This is a genomic window from Vibrio atypicus, from assembly GCF_009811315.1.
Taxonomy (GTDB): domain Bacteria; phylum Pseudomonadota; class Gammaproteobacteria; order Enterobacterales; family Vibrionaceae; genus Vibrio; species Vibrio atypicus.
Genome location: NZ_BLID01000002.1, coordinates 502641 through 520972 on the forward strand (window position 1 = coordinate 502641; position 18332 = coordinate 520972).

At 42.5% G+C, this 18332-nt stretch carries 19 protein-coding genes; 15 read left to right on the forward strand and 4 right to left on the reverse strand.

What is annotated here, in order from left to right; all coding sequences use genetic code 11:
• Window positions 1–69 precede the first annotated feature (69 nt).
• From GVO60_RS06800 to GVO60_RS06810, 3 genes are all read left to right on the forward strand, one after another.
• Complete coding sequence (locus GVO60_RS06800; protein ID WP_159652173.1) at window positions 70–1623, forward strand: L,D-transpeptidase family protein; 1554 nt, start codon at window positions 70–72, stop codon at window positions 1621–1623.
• Between the two features lie 186 nt (window positions 1624–1809).
• The gene (mepK, locus tag GVO60_RS06805; protein WP_159652175.1) at window positions 1810–2352 is read left to right on the forward strand and encodes a peptidoglycan L,D-endopeptidase MepK; all 543 of its coding nucleotides are present in this window, start codon (window positions 1810–1812) and stop codon (window positions 2350–2352) included.
• Window positions 2353–2434: 82 nt separating this feature from the next.
• Window positions 2435–3091 (forward strand): MBL fold metallo-hydrolase, encoded by a 657-nt coding sequence (locus tag GVO60_RS06810; protein ID WP_159652177.1) that lies wholly within the window; start codon window positions 2435–2437, stop codon window positions 3089–3091.
• A 77-nt stretch (window positions 3092–3168) separates the two neighbouring features.
• Here the strand turns inward: GVO60_RS06810 and GVO60_RS06815 are convergent, their stop codons facing one another.
• Window positions 3169–3834 (reverse strand): DUF2982 domain-containing protein, encoded by a 666-nt coding sequence (locus GVO60_RS06815; RefSeq protein ID WP_159652179.1) that lies wholly within the window; start codon window positions 3832–3834, stop codon window positions 3169–3171.
• A gap of 218 nt (window positions 3835–4052) precedes the next feature.
• On the opposite strand from GVO60_RS06815, the gene GVO60_RS06820 reads away from it, so the two are divergent.
• The 8 genes from GVO60_RS06820 (at window position 4053) to GVO60_RS06855 (ending at window position 11033) form a co-directional block, all read left to right on the forward strand.
• Entirely contained in the window at window positions 4053–4424 is a 372-nt protein-coding gene (locus GVO60_RS06820; protein ID WP_159652181.1) for a MarR family transcriptional regulator, read from the forward strand.
• A 391-nt stretch (window positions 4425–4815) separates the two neighbouring features.
• The gene (locus GVO60_RS06825) at window positions 4816–5904 is read left to right on the forward strand and encodes a TRAP transporter substrate-binding protein (RefSeq protein ID WP_159652183.1); all 1089 of its coding nucleotides are present in this window, start codon (window positions 4816–4818) and stop codon (window positions 5902–5904) included.
• A gap of 116 nt (window positions 5905–6020) precedes the next feature.
• Window positions 6021–6560: a TRAP transporter small permease subunit gene (locus GVO60_RS06830; protein WP_159652185.1), complete on the forward strand. Its 540-nt coding sequence runs from the start codon at window positions 6021–6023 to the stop codon at window positions 6558–6560.
• An 11-nt stretch (window positions 6561–6571) separates the two neighbouring features.
• Window positions 6572–7855 carry a TRAP transporter large permease gene (locus GVO60_RS06835; protein ID WP_159652187.1) on the forward strand — a complete coding sequence of 428 codons (1284 nt, stop codon included), beginning with the start codon at window positions 6572–6574 and terminating at the stop codon, window positions 7853–7855.
• 89 nt (window positions 7856–7944) lie between these two features.
• Window positions 7945–9300, forward strand: coding sequence for a cache domain-containing protein (locus GVO60_RS06840; protein WP_159652189.1), 1356 nt, complete (start codon window positions 7945–7947; stop codon window positions 9298–9300).
• Window positions 9293–9931, forward strand: coding sequence for a response regulator (locus GVO60_RS06845; RefSeq protein WP_159652191.1), 639 nt, complete (start codon window positions 9293–9295; stop codon window positions 9929–9931). The genes GVO60_RS06840 and GVO60_RS06845 overlap by 8 nt, the downstream gene beginning before the upstream one ends.
• Before the next feature lie 55 nt (window positions 9932–9986).
• Window positions 9987–10331 (forward strand): DOPA 4,5-dioxygenase family protein, encoded by a 345-nt coding sequence (locus GVO60_RS06850; protein WP_159652193.1) that lies wholly within the window; start codon window positions 9987–9989, stop codon window positions 10329–10331.
• A 99-nt stretch (window positions 10332–10430) separates the two neighbouring features.
• On the forward strand, window positions 10431–11033 hold the full coding sequence (locus GVO60_RS06855; protein WP_159652195.1) for a 2OG-Fe(II) oxygenase: 603 nt from the start codon (window positions 10431–10433) through the stop codon (window positions 11031–11033).
• Window positions 11034–11075: 42 nt separating this feature from the next.
• Here the strand turns inward: GVO60_RS06855 and GVO60_RS06860 are convergent, their stop codons facing one another.
• Complete coding sequence (locus tag GVO60_RS06860; protein WP_159652197.1) at window positions 11076–11942, reverse strand: patatin-like phospholipase family protein; 867 nt, start codon at window positions 11940–11942, stop codon at window positions 11076–11078.
• A gap of 197 nt (window positions 11943–12139) precedes the next feature.
• Here GVO60_RS06860 and GVO60_RS06865 point away from each other — a divergent pair, with 197 nt between their 5' ends.
• Complete coding sequence (locus GVO60_RS06865; protein WP_159652199.1) at window positions 12140–12361, forward strand: hypothetical protein; 222 nt, start codon at window positions 12140–12142, stop codon at window positions 12359–12361.
• 529 nt (window positions 12362–12890) lie between these two features.
• Window positions 12891–14309, forward strand: coding sequence for a basic amino acid/polyamine antiporter (locus GVO60_RS06870; RefSeq protein WP_159652201.1), 1419 nt, complete (start codon window positions 12891–12893; stop codon window positions 14307–14309).
• 53 nt (window positions 14310–14362) lie between these two features.
• Here GVO60_RS06870 and rarD read toward each other — a convergent pair whose 3' ends face one another.
• A complete protein-coding gene (gene rarD / locus GVO60_RS06875; protein WP_159652203.1) occupies window positions 14363–15253 on the reverse strand; it encodes an EamA family transporter RarD in 891 nt (296 codons plus the stop codon).
• Window positions 15254–15528: 275 nt separating this feature from the next.
• On the opposite strand from rarD, the gene GVO60_RS06880 reads away from it, so the two are divergent.
• Window positions 15529–15888 (forward strand): PilZ domain-containing protein, encoded by a 360-nt coding sequence (locus tag GVO60_RS06880; RefSeq protein ID WP_159652205.1) that lies wholly within the window; start codon window positions 15529–15531, stop codon window positions 15886–15888.
• An 82-nt stretch (window positions 15889–15970) separates the two neighbouring features.
• On the opposite strand, the gene GVO60_RS06885 is transcribed toward GVO60_RS06880, so the two are convergent.
• Window positions 15971–17605 carry a methyl-accepting chemotaxis protein gene (locus GVO60_RS06885; protein ID WP_159652207.1) on the reverse strand — a complete coding sequence of 545 codons (1635 nt, stop codon included), beginning with the start codon at window positions 17603–17605 and terminating at the stop codon, window positions 15971–15973.
• A gap of 328 nt (window positions 17606–17933) precedes the next feature.
• On the opposite strand from GVO60_RS06885, the gene GVO60_RS06890 reads away from it, so the two are divergent.
• Complete coding sequence (locus GVO60_RS06890; RefSeq protein WP_159652209.1) at window positions 17934–18317, forward strand: nuclear transport factor 2 family protein; 384 nt, start codon at window positions 17934–17936, stop codon at window positions 18315–18317.
• Window positions 18318–18332: the final 15 nt, after the last annotated feature.

The following is an 18332-nucleotide window of genomic DNA, read 5'->3' on the forward strand; positions in this document are numbered from 1 at the left end:
AAAACAAGTCATACTTTCGTTATGGTTCTCTGCCATACTTTCTTTGATACGTATAAAAAGGATTAGGTAATGAGGATAAGGAAGTCTTGGTTGTTGTTGGTTTGCTTGCTTCCGCTGCAGGTTTTAGCCTCTGAGTATTTTCAACAACTTGGTTGGACAAGTGCTGAAAGCCGACTCAGCGGCTTGCTCCAATATCCGGAGGTGGTAGAGCAGATCTATCAAGAAAATGGCGAACAGTTGATCTGGTTTGACCTACAGCAGGGAAGTAATCTTGAGTTTCAGCTCGAGTTGATTCAACACGCTGGATTTAGTCCGCTGATGTCACGTCAATTGAGCTACCTACAATTTTATCGTAAAAGTAATCGTTGGTTCGAGTATGACCTTCTCGCAACGGATACCTTGTTGCTTTATCTAAATTATGCTGAGCAAGCGAAATTAGATGGTGGCGAGTGGTATTTTGAACAAAAACTGGATCAACCATTAACGCCTTCATTGGAAAGCGCAATATTTGCGACCAAGCGTGCCGTTGCTAACCAGCAACTAACAGAGCTAATTGAAGCCTACACACCTGATACACCTGATTATCAGCAATTGGTTGATACCTACCTACATATCGTTAAACATCATAAACGTGATTTACCTAGTTACCAGCAAGCCGGGTTGATTAAGCAAGGTGATAAACTTACTAACCGAGAATTATTGCTTGAGCGATTAGAAGTCGTTGATGTGGATCTTACCGATGTTCGTCGAGATGTGACTTACTATGATAAGAGTCTGAAACCTGCCATCATGCAATTTCAGCGTTTACATGGACTGAAAGAGGATGGTGTGATCGGCCCGGCAACCTTAAAGTGGCTGAATCTTCCCCTCGATGCTCGTCTGTCTACCTTAGCGCTCAACGCAGAGAGAGTTCGCTACTGGCCTGCTGATAGAAATACGATCATCTTGGTTAACGTTCCAAGTTATGAAATGACCTATTGGCATGATGGAAAAACGGTATTTGAATCTAAAGTCGTTGTGGGGCGAAAAGCGCGACCGACACCATTGATGACGACGAATCTGGACACTTTAATCCTGAATCCAACTTGGAATGTGCCTTGGAAAATCATGGTTGAAGATATCATACCTAAAATACAGGCCGACCCTGCATACATTACTCAACAGAATCTAGAGATATTGCCAAAGTGGGGTTCTAAGGAACGAATTGACCCACAAGAGATCGATTGGGATAACTTAAATCCAAGCGCATTCCCTTACCGAATGACGCAGCGTTCTGGTAATACTAATGCCCTTGGCTTGTACAAATTCAATACACCAAACAAACGAGCAATTTACTTGCACGACACACCAAGTAAAAGTTTGTTTAATAAGCCTCAAAGAGCATTTAGCTCAGGTTGTATTCGAGTTGAAAATGCAGATGTATTTGCGACTCGATTATTAGAACATCAAGGTTTGTCTGGTAAAAAAATGAAAGGTGCATCAGATAAATCAAACAAGAAGATCCCTTTACGTAAGCGTATTCCCGTTCACATCATTTACCAAACGGCATGGTTTGAAGAGGGGAAAACACACTACAGGGAAGATATTTACCGCCTAGATACCTTTAGTTACACAAAAGGGTGAAGCTGACCAAAAAATGACAAATCTGTCAGCGTAAGAAATTTCCTAATCAGCTCAAAGGTTAAGCAAATAAAGCGTGCTATGAATACATTTCTAGCACGCTTTATGCATTTGCACTTCATATAAGAGTTAGGTAGTGTCCTTTTTCGACACGTTTCCATTAACCATTTTTTATGAAGGCATTTTGTTGTGGATTTTTCTCGTAGAGATTTTATTAAGTTGGCAGGAAGTGGGCTAGTTGTTGCTAGCTGCGCGCCGAGTGTAGCGCTGGCTTCTTATTCAGACCAATCCCGCGCTTTAGCATTAACAAGCTTAAACACGGGCGAAGCGCTTGAAACGTGTTATTTTGATGGCCGCGACTACGTTGCCGACGAGTTATCTCGCATAGATAACCTATGTCGTGATTTTCGTCGTAACGAAGTTCACCCAATGGACAAGTATTTGTTCGATCAGATTTCTTTAATCCAATCCGAGTTAGGCGTTGAAAGTGAAGTGATTGTGATTTCTGGCTATCGTTCTCCTGCGACAAATGAAGCATTGCGCTCTAAGTCTGGTGGTGTAGCGAAAAAGAGTTATCACATGCTAGGACAGGCAATAGATTTCCGCCTTGATGGTGTGAATTTAAAGCAGGTTCGTGAAGCTGCGATAAGCCTGAAAGCGGGTGGGGTTGGTTATTACCCGAGAAGTAACTTTATTCATATTGATACCGGCCCTGTTAGACACTGGTCGTAATTGACTTAGTTATCTGAGTATTGTCAAAGGCGTTGGCAGATGTCATAGTTCTGCCAGTTCAGATTTCCAGTAAGGTCGATATATGTCACTGAAGTATCAAGTTGTTCCCGTTACCTCATTCTCACAAAATTGCTCCATCGTTTGGTGTGACGAAACCATGGAAGGCGTAGTAGTTGATCCCGGTGGTGATGTGAAGCAGCTTGCCATGTTGATCAAAGAGTTGGGTGTAAAGGTAGTCAACTTGGTTCTTACTCATGGTCATTTAGATCATGTCGGTGGAACAGAGCCTCTTGCAGCAGAGCTTGGTGGAGTAGAAATTGTTGGTCCTCATAAGGCGGACAATTTTTGGTTGCAAGGTCTTGAAGGCCAAAGCCAAATGTTTGGTTTTCCACTGACAGAAGCCTTTGAACCGCACGAGTGGTTAAACGAAGGCGATAAAGTGACTTTTGGTAATCAAGTAATGGACGTTATCCATACGCCTGGTCATACGCCTGGTCACGTTGTCCTATTTAGTGAAGAAGCACAGCTGGCGTTTGTAGGTGATGTGTTGTTCAACGGCTCTGTGGGTCGTACAGACTTCCCTAAAGGTGATTTCAACACCTTGATTAATTCGATTAAAACAAAACTTTGGCCATTAGGTAATGATGTGCGATTTGTACCCGGCCATGGACCAGAATCTACGTTCGGTCGTGAGCGCGCTTCTAACCCATTTGTTGCGGATGAAATGCCGTTGTACTAATCGAGTATTACCATTTTCTCTATAAAGATCGCTTCGGCGGTCTTTTTTATTATGCGATAAATTTATCATTGTGATTGCTATTCTGACTCGGCAGCGGCTAAGTATCGGCGTATTAAACCGACAAACTCATCAGCGGGCCTGTCTAAGTCATGGGCAGAGATAAAAATGTCGTAGTCAAAGTAGCGACGCTGGTATTTCATTCTATTGGCTAACATTGCTTGTAAGCCTGAGAATTCTTCTCCGTCATTATTTCGATATGGTGTTGAATCGAGAACGATATCTTCGAATTGAACATTTTGTTGTTGCTGTTTTGCCCCTAAATAGAGCAACGCTCTTTGGCTAAGTAAAATCTCTGTTGCAATACGGGGACAGATGCCTTGTAAGTAGGGAGAATAGTGTTTCAGTTTTATGCCAATCCAGGGTAATGGTTGCTCCCACCCATCTTGATTGTATTGGCAGATCCCGATTTTACTTACATTGTTCCACTTTACTACCCAACCCCCTTTGAACAGGTGTTGCTGAAAGTGGGTGGCGGTTAATGTGTATCCCACCGTCGCTTTTTGAATCATGAGATAACTAAAGCCGAAGACAGCACCGACGGAGATGATGGTTAATATTGTCTGCTGCCAACCTGGTGAGAGTATGAGCAAAAAAATCAGAGCAACGACAGACAACCAACCAATAATTTTACTCATTGGAGAGTGAGGATTGAAAGGTTGATTGGTTAAATGTCGTGTTTGCATATGCCGTTCTCTTAAGCGCTTTTACCTCTGTTTATATACTCAGTAGTGTGTAAACGATCATTAATGGTATTGATTAAATTGTAGTCTGATAACAGCATATCACGCATTTTTCCCCTATAAAGCCGCTCATACCCTGTAAATGGCCGCAAAATTTTGGTATAAAACGCGCTTCAAATTTTCACCACTGCTCCGTATGCAGTGAAATGGAGAAATACTCGATGAGACTTGCTCATAAGCGCAAAGTGCAGATGAAACTGCAAAAGCGTATTAAAGCGACAGTTGCTAACGTTGAAGCAACAAAGAAAGCTAAGCCTGTAGTTGAGAAAAAAGTAGCTGTAGCACCAGCAGCGGAGAAAGTTGTAGTCGCGAAAGCAACTGACGTTGCACTAACGCCAAAACAACAACAAGTTCTAGATATCGTTGTGGCAAATGCTGAAGGCATTAACCCTAAAGGTATCGGCCTAGAAGCTGGCCAAGAAGACGCTAAAGCAGCATCTTGGGCAACAGGCGCTCTTAAAAAACTACTAGAAGAAAACCTAGTCGTGAAAGAGCAGCTAGCGGGCAACAAAGTTATCTACAAAGCCGTTTAATGACCGCACCAGTTAACTGCTAATTTGTAGCAGATACTTTTTAAGCCTCGATTCGTTCGAGGCTTTTTCTTTTATGGAACAGTTTGCTCATGGCGTCTGTTTCGATCACATTTATTACATTATTGCTACATTTTTAGCTTGGTTCATCTCTACGTATATACTCCCCGCGCACTCTATTCCCTTTAGTGCTATCTGATTGAAAAATAGAACCTAATAAATGTTCATAGCAAGTAGTCTACGTAGAACTACGTAGTTCTTTGGTCTAATACTTACTTGGTTTGTTAAACTTTATGCGTGTTCACGCTGATTTCTTCCTATTCGATATTGTTCCAATCTGTATTCGATACAGAAACTGCCTATAAAGGTATGTCGGTTAACAAAGGACGTGAACATGAGTTTAATCAAACAATCTTTGAAACGAGTGTTGAAAGGCACTGCAATAGCGGCTGCGCTTGCTGTAATGGCTACTTCAGCGACAGCTGCTGAAAAAGTGTATCGCTTAAAACTTGCTGAAACTTGGGGACCAAACTTCCCAGTATTTGGTGATGCAACGAAAAACATGGCGGCAATGGCTGAAAAAATGTCGAATGGTCGTTTACAAATTCGTATCGATTCAGCAAACAAGCACAAAGCACCACTCGGTATCTTTGATATGGTTAAGTCTGGCCAGTATGACTTAGGTCACTCGGGCTCTTACTACTGGAAAGGTAAAGTACCAAACACGCTTTATTTTACCTCTATGCCTTTCGGTATGACACCTTCTGAGCAATACGCTTGGTTCTACCACGGTGGCGGAATGGAGCTTATGGAGCAGGTTTACTCTCCACACAATCTTCTCTCTTTCCCTGGTGGTAACACGGATATCCAGATGGGTGGTTGGTTCCAGAAAGAAATCAACTCAGTGGAAGACCTTCAAGGTCTGAAAATGCGTATCCCAGGCTTCGCGGGTGAAATTTTAGCTGAGCTAGGAGCTAAGCCAACAAATATTGCTCCAGGAGAGCTATATACGTCTCTTGAGCGCCGTACTATCGATGCGCTGGAGTGGGTTGGTCCTTCTCTTGACTTGCGCATGGGTTTCCACAAGATTGCGCCTTACTACTACACAGGTTGGCACGAGCCAGGTTCAGAGCTTCAGTTCCTAGTGAACAAGCGTGTATGGGAGCGTCTACCTGAAGACTTGCAAGAAATCTTGCGTGTTGCGATGCGTACCGCTGCTTATGATATGTACACGCAAGCAACTCACGAAAGTGGCAAGAACTGGGTTTCAATGAAATCTGAGTACCCAGACGTAGAAGTAAAAGATTTCCCACCTTCAGTAATGAAAGCTCTTCGTGAAGCAAATGATCGTCTACTTGCTAAACACGCAGAGAAAGATGATCTAGCGAAAGAGATTCAAAAGTCTCAGGCTGATTACCTACAACAAGTACGTTCGTGGACTGATATTTCACACCGCGCGTACCTAAATAGCCAAGCTCAATAATAAAACTAATCCCGGCGGTGGCGTTGTCACCGCTCATCGGGAAGCCCAAGAAAAATTAATATAATGCGCCACAGCATGTTCTGATGGCGCACTTTCAAAATTCCATGGAGTTGGGAATGAGAAGCCTGATATATGTCGAACGCCTATTTAACCGCTTTGGTGATTTCCTAGGCTGGTTATCGAGTGTGTTATTTATCTTACTGCTCGCTAATGTCGTTTATGACGTTGTGATGCGTTATGCATTTAACGATGTCTCCATCGCCTTCCAAGAAATGGAATGGCATTTATTCTCAGCTGTATTCCTACTTGGTGTCCCTTATGCGATTAAAGCCGGCGGACACGTACGAGTAGACCTATTCTATGAGCGCTTGTCCCACAAAGCTCAGGCGATCATCGACCTGCTGGGTACACTGTTTTTTCTATTCCCATTTTGTCTATTGGTGGCATGGTACGGAATTGATTTTGCCAAAGAGAGTTACTCTTTAGGTGAAACATCAGGAGACCCAGGTGGTTTACCTTACCGTTGGATCATCAAGGCTATGATTCCTCTTTCCTTCTTCTTTATGGCCATCAGTGGCGTTGGTTTATTACTGCATTCATTGAATAAGATCATCAACCCACACCTTATTCATCAAACCACTAACGAGCAGAAGTAGGAGATAAGATCATGGTCGGTATTGTAATGTTTTTTGTCGCCTTGTTTGCTTTGCTACTTGGCTTTCCTGTTGCGTTTACCTTTGGTGGTATCGCATTGATCTTCGGTGTTTGGGCCGAGGGTATGGATATGTTCGCTTTCATGCCATATCGTATCCAGTCCATCATGGAAAACACCGTATTAATGGCGGTGCCTCTGTTTGTATTCATGGGCTTGGTGTTACAAAAGACTCGTCTTGCAGAGCAGTTGCTTGAGTCTATGGGTAAATTGTTTGGCGGTGTTCGTGGTGGTATTGCCATCTCGACAGTACTTGTTGGTGCACTATTAGCGGCATCGACAGGCGTGGTTGGGGCATCTGTAGTGGCAATGGGGCTTATCTCGTTACCAGTTATGCTTAAGTATAATTACGATAAGGGTTTAGCGTGCGGCACTATATGTGCGTCTGGAACGCTTGGCCAGATTATTCCTCCATCGATTGTGCTTATATTACTCGGCGATGTACTAGGTGTGCCGGTTGGTGATTTGTTCCAAGCGGCGGTTTGGCCTGGTCTCGTTTTAGTCGGAGCCTATGTCCTTTACATCCTCATTTACGCTAAGTTAAATCCAGAAGCGGCTCAGCCAATTCCGAGCGAAGACGATGTGAGTCGAAAGGAAGAGGTTTTTAAGGCGCTGAAAGCCGTTGTGCCACCACTAGCACTAATCGTTGTTGTACTTGGTTCGATTTTCGCAGGCGTGGCAACACCAACAGAATCCGCGGCACTTGGCGGTGCGGGTGCGATAGTTCTCGCGATTCTATACCGTCAGTTCAATTGGGGCATGATTTATGATGCTGCCAAAGAAACGGTAAAAGTGACTGCTATGGTGTTTGCTATCTTGCTTGGTGCAACCGCATTCTCAATGGCATTTACTTATACGGGTGGTGACTACCTAGTTGAAGAGTGGATGTTGCAAATCCCAGGTGAAAAGTGGGGTTTCCTCATCATCACTATGCTGGTTATCTTGATCCTTGGTTTCTTCATCGACTTCGTTGAGATTTGTTTCATCATCGTTCCTATCTTGGCTCCGATTGCTGAAATATTAGGCATCAACATGACGTGGTTTGCGATTCTGATTGCGATGAACCTACAGACTTCGTTCTTAACTCCGCCATTTGGTTTCAGTTTGTTCTATCTGAAAGGGGTTGCGCCAAAAGGTGTAACGACACGAGACATTTATCGCGGAGTGATGCCATTTATTGCGATTCAGATAGTGGTGCTCGCTAGCCTGTTGGTTTTCCCTGAGTTTTACGGAATGTGACCGCCTAGTTACAGTTAATTAACATTCATTGTTATAGTAAAGCTACTTGCTTATGGGTAAGTAGCTTTTGTTGTATTAAGGGGAAGGGAATGCCTCTACAAGCGAAATTAATACTCCTCAGTCTATTGCCACTGTTGCTGGTTACCGCGATCACCAGTTGGATCTCTATTTATCAAGCCAAAACGCTCGGTGAGAAAGAGGTCGAGCTGTTTCGTGCTAGCTTAATAAAATCAAAAGAAACAGCCTTGAAAGATAGCGTTGATCTGGCGATGGATGCGATATCGCATATCTATAAAGATCCTAATTTGTCCGAGCAAGTCGCTCAGCAAGAAGTGAAAGCGATCATTAATAAGCTTCGCTATGGTACGGATGGCTATTTCTTTGTTTACGACAACCAAGGCATCAACCTTGTTCATCCGATCATTCCTGATTTGGTTGGACAAAATCTTATAGATATCCAAGATGAAAATGGTGACTTTTTAATCGAGGCTCTACTGAGAGAAGCTCGTGATGGCGGTGGATTTCATCAGTATTTATGGCAAAAACCTTCTTCGGGCGAAAGCGTTCCAAAACTGAGCTACGCAGCGTGGCTTGATAAATGGGAATGGATGATAGGTACAGGGCTATACATAGAAGACATCAGCGAAGAAGTGGCCCGCTTGAAAGCTGAAATCAATAACAACATAGAGACCACCTTTTTTAGTGTCATTGTTATCGTGATTATTACCGTTGCCGTTATCGTCGTAATTACATTGGCGGTGAACTTACATGAGCATCGCTTGGCTGATAGAAGCTTAAAAGAGCTCGCTCATAAAACGGTGATGTTTCAAGAAGATGAGAAAAAACATCTTGCCAGAGAGTTGCATGACGGCATTAACCAGCTATTGGTATCGAGCAAATGTCATCTGGAGCTACTAAGCAGCAAAATTGAACGAGCAGATCTCCAGCAGCATATATCCAAATCCCAACACTCTTTGATGACCGCTATCAATGAAGTTAGGCATATCTCGCACCAACTTCGACCAAGTGCGTTAGATGATATAGGGTTAGAAGCCGCACTAAATAGCTTGTTGCAAGATTTTAAAGCTCATTCAGGGATAGATATAGAATCCTCTTTGATGACTGAGCCAGGCAAATTGAAATCGGAAGTGGCCACAACTTTGTACCGTGTTGCGCAAGAATCTTTGACTAACATCGAAAAACACTCAAATGCTCATAAAGTTAGCGTGATTTTGCAGCAAATGGGCAATATGTTACAGCTCATCATTCGTGATGATGGTGTCGGCTTCGATGTCAACGCTACACTTAGAAGGCGAGGCATTGGCCTGCGCAATATGCGTGAGCGAGTGGAGTTTATTGGTGGCGATTTTGAACTAGAAAGTGAGCCAGGTTTTGGGACAGAAATTACAGTGCTATTGGAATTAGATGGGCTAGTGTATGGGTGATGTAATCAAAGTGGTCATTGCAGATGATCATCAAGTGGTATTAGATGGTTTTATGGCTCGATTGCAAATGGAACCTGAGATTGAAGTCATTGGCACGGCAAGCAATGGACTTGAAGCTGTGGAAGTGGCTAAGCGATTGATGCCAGATGTGGTGCTGATGGACGTGAGTATGCCAATAATGAATGGCATTGAAGCGACCAGCTTAATTCGAGAAGAAAACCCAGAAGCCAAGGTTTTGATGCTGACCATGCATGATAACCGAGAGTACATCATGAAAGTGATGCAAGTCGGCGCTGTGGGTTACATGCTTAAAGAAATCAGTGCAGAGAAAATGGTTCAGGCCATTAAAACCGTTAATCAAGGCTCAACTTATTTTTGCGAATCTGTAACCCAGACCTTATTCTCTCAAGAGGTGACTCCAGCTGCTAAGCAACCAAACCCTCTAAGTCGCCGTGAAGAAGCGGTACTTAAGCTGGTGGCGCAGGGGCATAGCAGCAAAAAAGTGGCGGCCTTACTTGATATCAGTTACCGGACAGTAGAAACTCACCGACAAAACATCAAGCATAAATTGGACTTACACAGCACGGCTGAATTAGCCACTTACGCGGTTGAGCACGGTTTAGTCAATTAAGCGTTGCTCGTTTTTTGTTTGATGAGTAACCACAACCACTGTTTTAGTAATTAACATGTCATATCCACAAAATAACTATAAAAACTATCACGCTCACATCTATTTCAATAATCAGAGTCAGGCTCTGGCTACCCGTTTACATGCTCATGCATCTTCCCAGCTTGGGCTGACAGTGGGGAAGATTAACCTTAGACCCGTCGGTCCACATATTGATTGGAGCTTTTCTATCGAGTTTGATCACAATGAATTCTATATCGTCATTCCATGGTTGGATGAAGCGCGCGAGAGCTTGTCTGTATTGGTTCACGCAGTGACTGATAATGAATATCAAGACCATACAGAATATGCCTACTGGTTGGGTGAGCCTGTGTCTCTAGAACTGTCAATATTTAAAAATTGAAGCGGCAATTTGTCGTTACGATAAAGAACCTCAATTGCTGATGAGTGGTTAAGGTCGTATAAGGCGTCCTCTGATTATTTCACTGGACACTAACCACTTATGAACCAACTCATCGATGCTCTATTTACTCAGGGTTATTACGTGTGGGATGACTTTCTTACACCAGATAAAGTGGCAGAGCTAAGGGATTGTATTCCAGAGGATTGGAAAAAAGCGCGTATTGGTCGCAATGATGAAGTTGCACGTGAGGCAACTATTCGTAGCGATAAAATTCAGTGGCTAAAACCGAATATGGGTGAGCCAGTCGCTGAGTTTCTAGATAAAATGGAGCAAATTCGTTTAGAGGCAAACCGTCATTTCTTTTTAGGATTGTTTGAGTATGAAGCTCACTTTGCTAAGTATGAGAAGGGCGATTTTTATCAAAAGCACCTAGATTGTTTCCAAGGCAATGAAAACCGCCGATTAACCACTGTTTTCTATATGAATGAAGAATGGAGTGAGGAAGATGCCGGTGAACTTGTTGTTTATGATTTAGATGATAATGAGCTTGCGAAACTTCCACCTAAATCTGGTCGTTTGTTTGTCTTCTTTTCTGAGATGTTCCCGCATGAGGTTTTACCAACTAACAGTGAGCGCTTCAGTATTGCTGGTTGGTTCCGTGTGAACGGCGTAAAAGACAATCAACTCGATATTGCGCACTAAGCATTTCATTAAGGCCACTTTTTAGTGGCCTGTTCATTTTGATTAAAAGCAGAAGTGACAGTTTTCGTCATTGAGACCATAGCGGTTTTCACTTATTGCTAAGTGTTTTTCTCCTTCAAATTTCCCCATCTCATATCCGTTTGTTAACGTTTTTAAATTCATCGTCAATCGTTTCACATTGAAGGTTTCATCTGGCGCGATCACTCTAATTTTGGTGCCTTTCGGTGGATTGCGAATAAATGCCAAAGACTGATTATAGTTCTCCGCTCGAACGGCCATAGCGTGGGCGATCATCGGCTGCTTGGCGAGTAGAGTATGAAATAACCAAGGGTGGCGTGTTTTGGGCATTTCATAGCTTAAAGGATGGGATAAGATCACTGTGATGTCGCGTGCACCACGTCGATACGCCTCAACGACAGGAATAGAGTCAGCGACGCCGCCATCGGTATAGCACCCTCCGGAAAAACAGGGTGTTTGTTTGTAAGCAATGGGTAATGCGCTGGTCGCTTCAAGAACATGCTCAAGGTTGTTTCTCGATACTTGGTAGTAGTCGGCATTGCCCGTTTCAATATTAGTTGCTGTTGCAAGCATAGGTAAATTGCTAAATAGAGTTTGCTCATCGAGTGGGAAACGCTTATTCGATTCAGAGACTAACCACTTCACGTCAATGAGGTGACCGCCTTTTAAAAAGCGTTTGCGATTAAAAAAGGTCTTGTTGGTCGCAAGCTCAGTGATTACTTGATAGCTACGACCATGCTGCTTTGCCAAATATCCGACTAAATTAGACGATCCTGCTGACACGCCAATCGCAAAATCAAACGGGTAGTAATCATTTTTAATGAAGGTGTCGAGAACACCTGCGGCGAAAATTCCCCGCATTGCGCCGCCTTCTACAACAAGTGCTTGCATAAACCTTTCTTCAACTGTGCTTTTTTATAAATTCTACTCAAAGCGAACAGAGGCAGGAAATTGGTTGTATTGATTAATCAGATAGGTAAAACCTAACAATTGGTTAAATGCAAATTTACTGTATATAACATCAGTATTATTTGACGACTCAGGATAATGGTCTATACTGTATGTATAACCAGATAAGGAGGTCGCGTATGATTTGGGAAACCATTGAAAGAGTTAACCGCCTGCGTCAACAGGCGTTGTCAAATCCTGAGTTTATTCAATCGGCGAAAGCGCACGAACAAGCTATTCGCCAACAAGATGATGAATATCACCCACATGTAAAATCAGGCAAGAAAGCGAAAGAACGCTCTTTGGCCGATATCTATAAAGAAGCTGAGTTCTCTGCTCGAGCCGATGATCGTCAGCACTAGATTAATCCCGACCTTACAAAAAGAAAAACAGCCATACGTGGCTGTTTTTTTGCTATAGAGATAAAAAAATGACCACTTTAGCCGGGTTAAATAAAGCCCCGACAGCAAAGCGGTCACACCACAGGAAGTAATGGGTTACTCAGTTGCAACAACAAAGTAGATACTTTTAGTGTAGACCATGATTTAAATTTGGCTCTAAATGATGATGCTACAACGCATACTTTTTGGTGTTTCCTGGATAATTAGTCGAAAAATCATTACCTTTTACTATTTGCCTATGTTGCAATTAAGTTGATTTTTAGTGATATATTCGGTTTTTTGTAATATTTCTAGCTTTTATGCGAGGTTTTACTTTCTGCTTATCGAGTAAAATTATTATAATCCGCTTTGAGAATTGATCAGCAGCAATGAAAGTTTGGTTTTATCTGTTTTCTATGCGATATAGCTCACATCAGATCTGCCTGTTATCTCACTTTGGGCGTAAAATGCCTCCCCTGAAAATAGATTAACTATTACCCCGGATAACTAAATGGATAACAAATTAGGCCTGAGTTCTCTAACGGCTATTGTCATTGGCTCTATGATTGGTGCTGGTGTTTTTAGCTTGCCGCAAAACATGGCCGCTGTTGCTAGCCCTGCTGCTGTGATGATTGGCTGGACCATTACTGGCATTGGCATGATCTTCCTTGCTCTTTCGTTTCAGAAGTTAGCGTTTCACAAGCCACATGTTGACAGTGGCGTTTTCGGTTATGCAAAAGAGGGCTTTGGTGATTTTGTCGGATTTTGCTCCGCATGGGGATATTGGTTGAGCGCGATGCTGGCTAACGTATCTTATTTAGTGATTGTCTTCAGTACTCTGGGAATGCTATTTGATACACCAGAGTTGACAATTTTTGGGCAAGGTAATACCTGGGTTTCTGTTGTTGGGGCATCTTGTTTACTTTGGATGGTACATGCATTAGTGCTTCGTGGCGTACAGACGGCTGCATTGATTAATATGGTCACCACTTACGCGAAATTAGTACCGTTGTTGATCTTTGTAATCTGCGTATTTGTGGCATTTAAATGGGACACTTTTACTCTGGATTTCACTGGTCTTCATTTTGGCGAGCAGCATGATCTTCTATCTCAAGTTAAGAGTACTATGCTGGTGACAGTGTGGGTATTTATCGGTATCGAGGGGGCTGTTGTTGTCTCTGGGCGAGCGCGTGATCGTAAAGACATTGGACGTGCGACCATTTTGGGTCTGCTAACTGCATTAGCTATTTATGTCTGTGTTACGTTGCTATCTATGGGGGTGATTAAGCCTACAGAATTGGCAACCTATCAAAACCCGTCAATGGCAACAGTACTGACTCACATCTTAGGTCCTTGGGGACAAATCATTATCAGCGTTGGGTTGTTGATCTCCGTTTGTGGTGCGTTTCTGAGCTGGACAGTTTTAGCCTCTGAAGCACCATACCTTTGTGCGAAAGAGAAGATGTTTCCAGCCAGTTATGCCAAACTCAATAAGGCTGGCAGCCCAGTAAAACCGCTCACTTTAACCAACGTATGGATTCAAATTTCACTTATTGCGGTGATGTTTGCTGGTAGTACTTACGACACGTTATTGATTATTGCTTCAGAAATGATTTTAGTTCCGTATTTTCTTGTTGGCGCATTTGTATTGAAGATTGCGATTCAAGAGAAAAATCGTGGCAGCTTGCTGTTAGTTGGCCTAGGCGCGACTATTTACGGAATATGGCTACTGTATGCTTCTGGTTTAAATTACTTACTATTGTCAGCGATACTCTATGTCCCTGGTCTTTACTTCTATGTTCAAGCGAAAAGAGAGCAGGGAATTAATCCATTTGAAGGTAAAGAGAAAATGGGTGCTTGTGCCTTAAGCCTAGTGGCTTTGCTTGCTGTTGGTTTAATGTCGCAAGGTATGTTGAGTATAGGTTTGTAGAAATAGAGATATCAAAAAATCCCCGAAAGGGGATTTTTTATATCTAATACCTATCAATATCGTTTGAATCGGTAGCGATGTCTCAGGCTATCTAAGATGGTAAAAAGTAAGCCTGCCCAAATGAAACTAAAGCTGACTAGTTTCACCTCATCAAACGCCTCGCTGAATAAGAATACCGCCAGTAAAAATTGTATGGATGGCTCAATATATTGCATTAAGCCCACTGTCGACATGGTGGTGTATCTTAGAGCAATGGAATAAAACACTAATGGGATCAGAGTTGCAGGCGCAGCGCCGAAATAGAGAGCAAAATCCCCCCAACCTGAACTCAAAGAATCTGCCCCAACTGTGAATTGCTTGTAGACCATATAGCCGAATGCAAGAGGTAAGAGTACGACTGCCTCCATAAACAGGCACGTGCTCCAGCTATAACGAATCTTCTTCTTACACCAACCGTAAAGCGTAAAGAACACTGCCATAATAAGAGCAATGACAGGGACTTGGCCATATTGAATCATTTGATAACTCAAGCCAATCGTAGCAAGAATGAGGGCGACTTTTTTGCCAGAAGAAAGTGTTTCGCCAAGGATAAAAACGCCAAGCGCACTCATCATCAATGGGCTAATAAAAAAGCCTAAACTTGCATCGATAACGCGGTCATTGGTCATTGCCCAAGTAAACGCCGTCCAAGAGATAGACATCATTAAACTGCCAATGAAGGTCAGTTTAAGTGAATACTTGTCTTGCCATATTTGTTTAAAGTCAGGCAGTTTTCGCTGGATAGCTAATACGATGATAAGACCACAAGGTACAGAAGCAATGAGTCTTACCGCAAGCAGTTCGTCCATAGCTGCATTTGGCAAAAACTGGTAGTAAAGAGGAAGTATTCCCCATAAAAAGAAAGAGATAGCGGCCATCCAATTGCCTAAACGGTGCTCAGACATAGTGATACCAAACGAATGAAAAGTGAGCGAAATTTACGTTGAAATTGACGAAATGTAAAGGTTTTTGATGTTGTGGAAATTCCTTTTATATCAGATATTTATGATTAACTGATTGAAGTGTTTATAAGTATATAATTTTATTATCTAAAGTTTGTTCGGCTATTGTCGATAATTATAAATAGTGGAATATTTGTCCCAATCTGATAACGTAGAAAGATGAAAGGGGCTCTATAATAAATAGATGACCTTGGGCTTATGGTTAAAAGGAGCTGATCATGAGTAATGCAGAGCAACAGCGTAAATTTTACCGCTTAAAATACCCAAAGCGTGGTAGGCCTAGTGTACGTTTCTCTTCAGAGCTGTTTCATGTGAGCGAAGTCTCGGAAGGGGGTATTCGAGTTATCATGAATAACTTTACTTCATTGTATAAAGGTCTTTGTATGAAAGGCACTTTATCATTACACAATGATTGTGAAGTCGATATCGAAGGTGCAGTACTTCGTTTTGATGAACAAGAAGTGATAGTTCAATTGAATAAAGGACCGTCATTTAAAGATATGGTGGAAGAGCAGCGCCACATTCGAAATGTATTTCCTCGTCACTTTGAGTTATTAAGAGCGACGCAAGCCGCTTAACTGTATTATATCTTTATATCAAAACGCCCCGCATAATTGCGGGGCGTTTTGTTTTCTAGTTTGGTTTTATCTCATACAGGTATTAAACCTTAAACTGAGCAACAAGGTTATCTAAGGTTTCACACTGTTCAGAAAGCGACATACAAGCGTTTTCGGCACTGCTTACCATTTCAACCATATGGTTACTGTTATCTAGAATTCGTACCACATTATTATTGACCTCTTCACTCACACTGTTCTGTTGGCTAGCAGCCGTTGCAATATGGGTATTCATTTCATTCATGAGTGAAATAGACGACATGATCTCTTTAAGGGAGGCCGATGCGCTACCGGCACTAGTGATGGTTTGTTCACCACTTTCTTTGCTTGCTTCCATTACTGAAACGGCTTGGCGAGCACCTTCTTGCAGCTTTTCAATCATGGATTGAATTTCACCTGTGCTTTCTTGCGTGCGGCTTGCAAGTGAGCGAACTTCATCGGCAACCACCGCAAATCCGCGACCTTGTTCTCCTGCGCGTGCAGCTTCAATAGCCGCGTTGAGAGCCAGTAAGTTGGTTTGATCTGCGATTCCACGAATCACATCTAGGATGGAAGCAATGTTACCGACATCCGCATCTAGGTCATGAATCACTTGGCTTGCGTTATCAATCTCGTTGGCTAGTGTTTCAATTGATCCTACCGTTGTGGTCAAGGTGCGGTCCGTGTTCGTAGCTTCGCTATTGGCTTGAGTACTGGCGTGTGCAGCTTCTTCAGCATTTGAAGCGACCGTTTGACTGGTGGCTTGCATTTCATTCACTGCCGTAGCAACCATCTCACTTTCTTGCTGCTGCTGACCAGAAAATTCGGCAACGGTTTGCGTTAAAACTTTTATATTCTCCATTTCAGCGCGTACTGCATTTGAAGAAATAATGACTTGCTCAACCGTTGTGTGAATTCGGCTAACGAATGAGTTGAAACCTTCAGACAATTGACCGAGTTCGTCTTTGCTTTTTACTTCAATACGCTTAGTAAGGTCGCCGTCTCCACTCGCAATATCTTTCATTGCAACGCCAATGTCGTTGATTGGTTTTAGCACTAATTGGCGTGAGATCCAGAAAGAAAGAGCAACCAATAATAGAGCGATAACCGCGCCGGCTTCTAATACAAACTTACTGTAAGTTATAGAATTTTCCACCTCATCACGCAGTGATAATTGTACTTCTTCAATCAATGAACGAGTGGAGCGTAGTTGATCTCGTATAATTTTAAACTGCTGTTCAAATTTTGAACGGTTTTTAGCGTAATACTCTGTCGCTTGATCAGCGTTTGCAAACATTGGTTCATACAGTTGCACCCAAGTTCGAGTTGCCTTGACTAAAACGTCGACTTTTTGCTGTTGGCTTTGCGGTAGGTAGCCCTTTGCAATTAGCTCTTTCGCCTTGCTTAGCCTCGGCTCTGCTTTGTAGGCGTTATCTTTGAATTCTGCGATATTGTATTCAATATCTTGCTGTGTTTTCGCAAGCATGAGCCCTTGAGCGGCGGTGATAACTTGATAGAGGTCGCGATAACCATCTTCCAAACTATCCATGACCGGTTGAACGTCATTATTCAATTGATTGTTGAGAGATTCTTGCTGATTGGCTTGCAGTACGTTAACCAGGGTGATGATCGCAATAATAACTGCGAGTAAAACAATGGGTAGTGCAAGCTTATGTTTAATCGTGAGCTTGTTTAGCATGAGGGTTTCCTAACGAATTGATTTAAATCAAAAAAATAATGAAGATATGAAGTGTCTTGAAATGAGTTTCTTATTGAAAGGATGCATGATGAAAAGTCAATTATCAAGTGTACGGTATACTTTATTGTGTTTTGGTGTTCGCTCTTTACTTGAAATGGCTCGCAAATATACGAATTGCAAATAATAGCAGTGTTAACAAAATGTTTTATTTTGATGGTTTGTGTTTCTGTGCAATATGTGTCTTAAAGAAAGCCAAATATCGAATACAAATGTGATAGTCTTTGCCGAATAATTACCGTAACCAATTGATGGCATAAGAGAGGTGAGTATGGACGCAAAACAGACGGTATTGTCATTTTGGCAAGCGATGGAAAGTAATGACTTTTATGCAGCTAGCGAGTGGTTAGATGAGAGGTATGAAGGTATCTGGCCGCAATCCTCGGAAGTTATTCGGGGAAGAGATAACTTTGCAGCTTTAAACTCAGCTTATCCTGCGGATGGTTTGTGGCGATTTACCATCAACTCGATTGTCGCCGAGGGTAATCAAGTCGTGACAGATGTTTCAGTGACTGATGGTAACAGGCAGGACAGAGTGATTACTTTCTCTACCGTTAAAGGTGGTCTTATAATGAAGCAGGTCGAGTTTTGGCCAGACAACTACCCAGCACCAGAATGGCGGGCGGAGTGGGTAGAGCGTCTTATCGCTGACTAAGGGTATTGATTCCCT

Excerpts from the sequence above, each read along its gene's own strand:
- GVO60_RS06890 (WP_159652209.1), top strand. The coding sequence starts at position 17,934 with ATGGACGCAAAACAGACGGTATTGTCATTTTGGCAAGCGATGGAAAGT.
- GVO60_RS06845 (WP_159652191.1), top strand. The coding sequence starts at position 9,293 with ATGGGTGATGTAATCAAAGTGGTCATTGCAGATGATCATCAAGTGGTA.
- GVO60_RS06860 (WP_159652197.1), bottom strand. The coding sequence starts at position 11,942 with ATGCAAGCACTTGTTGTAGAAGGCGGCGCAATGCGGGGAATTTTCGCC.
- GVO60_RS06840 (WP_159652189.1), top strand. The coding sequence starts at position 7,945 with ATGCCTCTACAAGCGAAATTAATACTCCTCAGTCTATTGCCACTGTTG.
- GVO60_RS06830 (WP_159652185.1), top strand. The coding sequence starts at position 6,021 with ATGAGAAGCCTGATATATGTCGAACGCCTATTTAACCGCTTTGGTGAT.
- GVO60_RS06850 (WP_159652193.1), top strand. The coding sequence starts at position 9,987 with ATGTCATATCCACAAAATAACTATAAAAACTATCACGCTCACATCTAT.
- GVO60_RS06800 (WP_159652173.1), top strand. The coding sequence starts at position 70 with ATGAGGATAAGGAAGTCTTGGTTGTTGTTGGTTTGCTTGCTTCCGCTG.
- GVO60_RS06885 (WP_159652207.1), bottom strand. The coding sequence starts at position 17,605 with ATGCTAAACAAGCTCACGATTAAACATAAGCTTGCACTACCCATTGTT.
- GVO60_RS06870 (WP_159652201.1), top strand. The coding sequence starts at position 12,891 with ATGGATAACAAATTAGGCCTGAGTTCTCTAACGGCTATTGTCATTGGC.
- GVO60_RS06815 (WP_159652179.1), bottom strand. The coding sequence starts at position 3,834 with ATGCAAACACGACATTTAACCAATCAACCTTTCAATCCTCACTCTCCA.
- GVO60_RS06810 (WP_159652177.1), top strand. The coding sequence starts at position 2,435 with ATGTCACTGAAGTATCAAGTTGTTCCCGTTACCTCATTCTCACAAAAT.
- GVO60_RS06820 (WP_159652181.1), top strand. The coding sequence starts at position 4,053 with ATGAGACTTGCTCATAAGCGCAAAGTGCAGATGAAACTGCAAAAGCGT.
- GVO60_RS06825 (WP_159652183.1), top strand. The coding sequence starts at position 4,816 with ATGAGTTTAATCAAACAATCTTTGAAACGAGTGTTGAAAGGCACTGCA.
- GVO60_RS06865 (WP_159652199.1), top strand. The coding sequence starts at position 12,140 with ATGATTTGGGAAACCATTGAAAGAGTTAACCGCCTGCGTCAACAGGCG.
- rarD (WP_159652203.1), bottom strand. The coding sequence starts at position 15,253 with ATGTCTGAGCACCGTTTAGGCAATTGGATGGCCGCTATCTCTTTCTTT.
- GVO60_RS06835 (WP_159652187.1), top strand. The coding sequence starts at position 6,572 with ATGGTCGGTATTGTAATGTTTTTTGTCGCCTTGTTTGCTTTGCTACTT.
- GVO60_RS06855 (WP_159652195.1), top strand. The coding sequence starts at position 10,431 with ATGAACCAACTCATCGATGCTCTATTTACTCAGGGTTATTACGTGTGG.
- GVO60_RS06880 (WP_159652205.1), top strand. The coding sequence starts at position 15,529 with ATGAGTAATGCAGAGCAACAGCGTAAATTTTACCGCTTAAAATACCCA.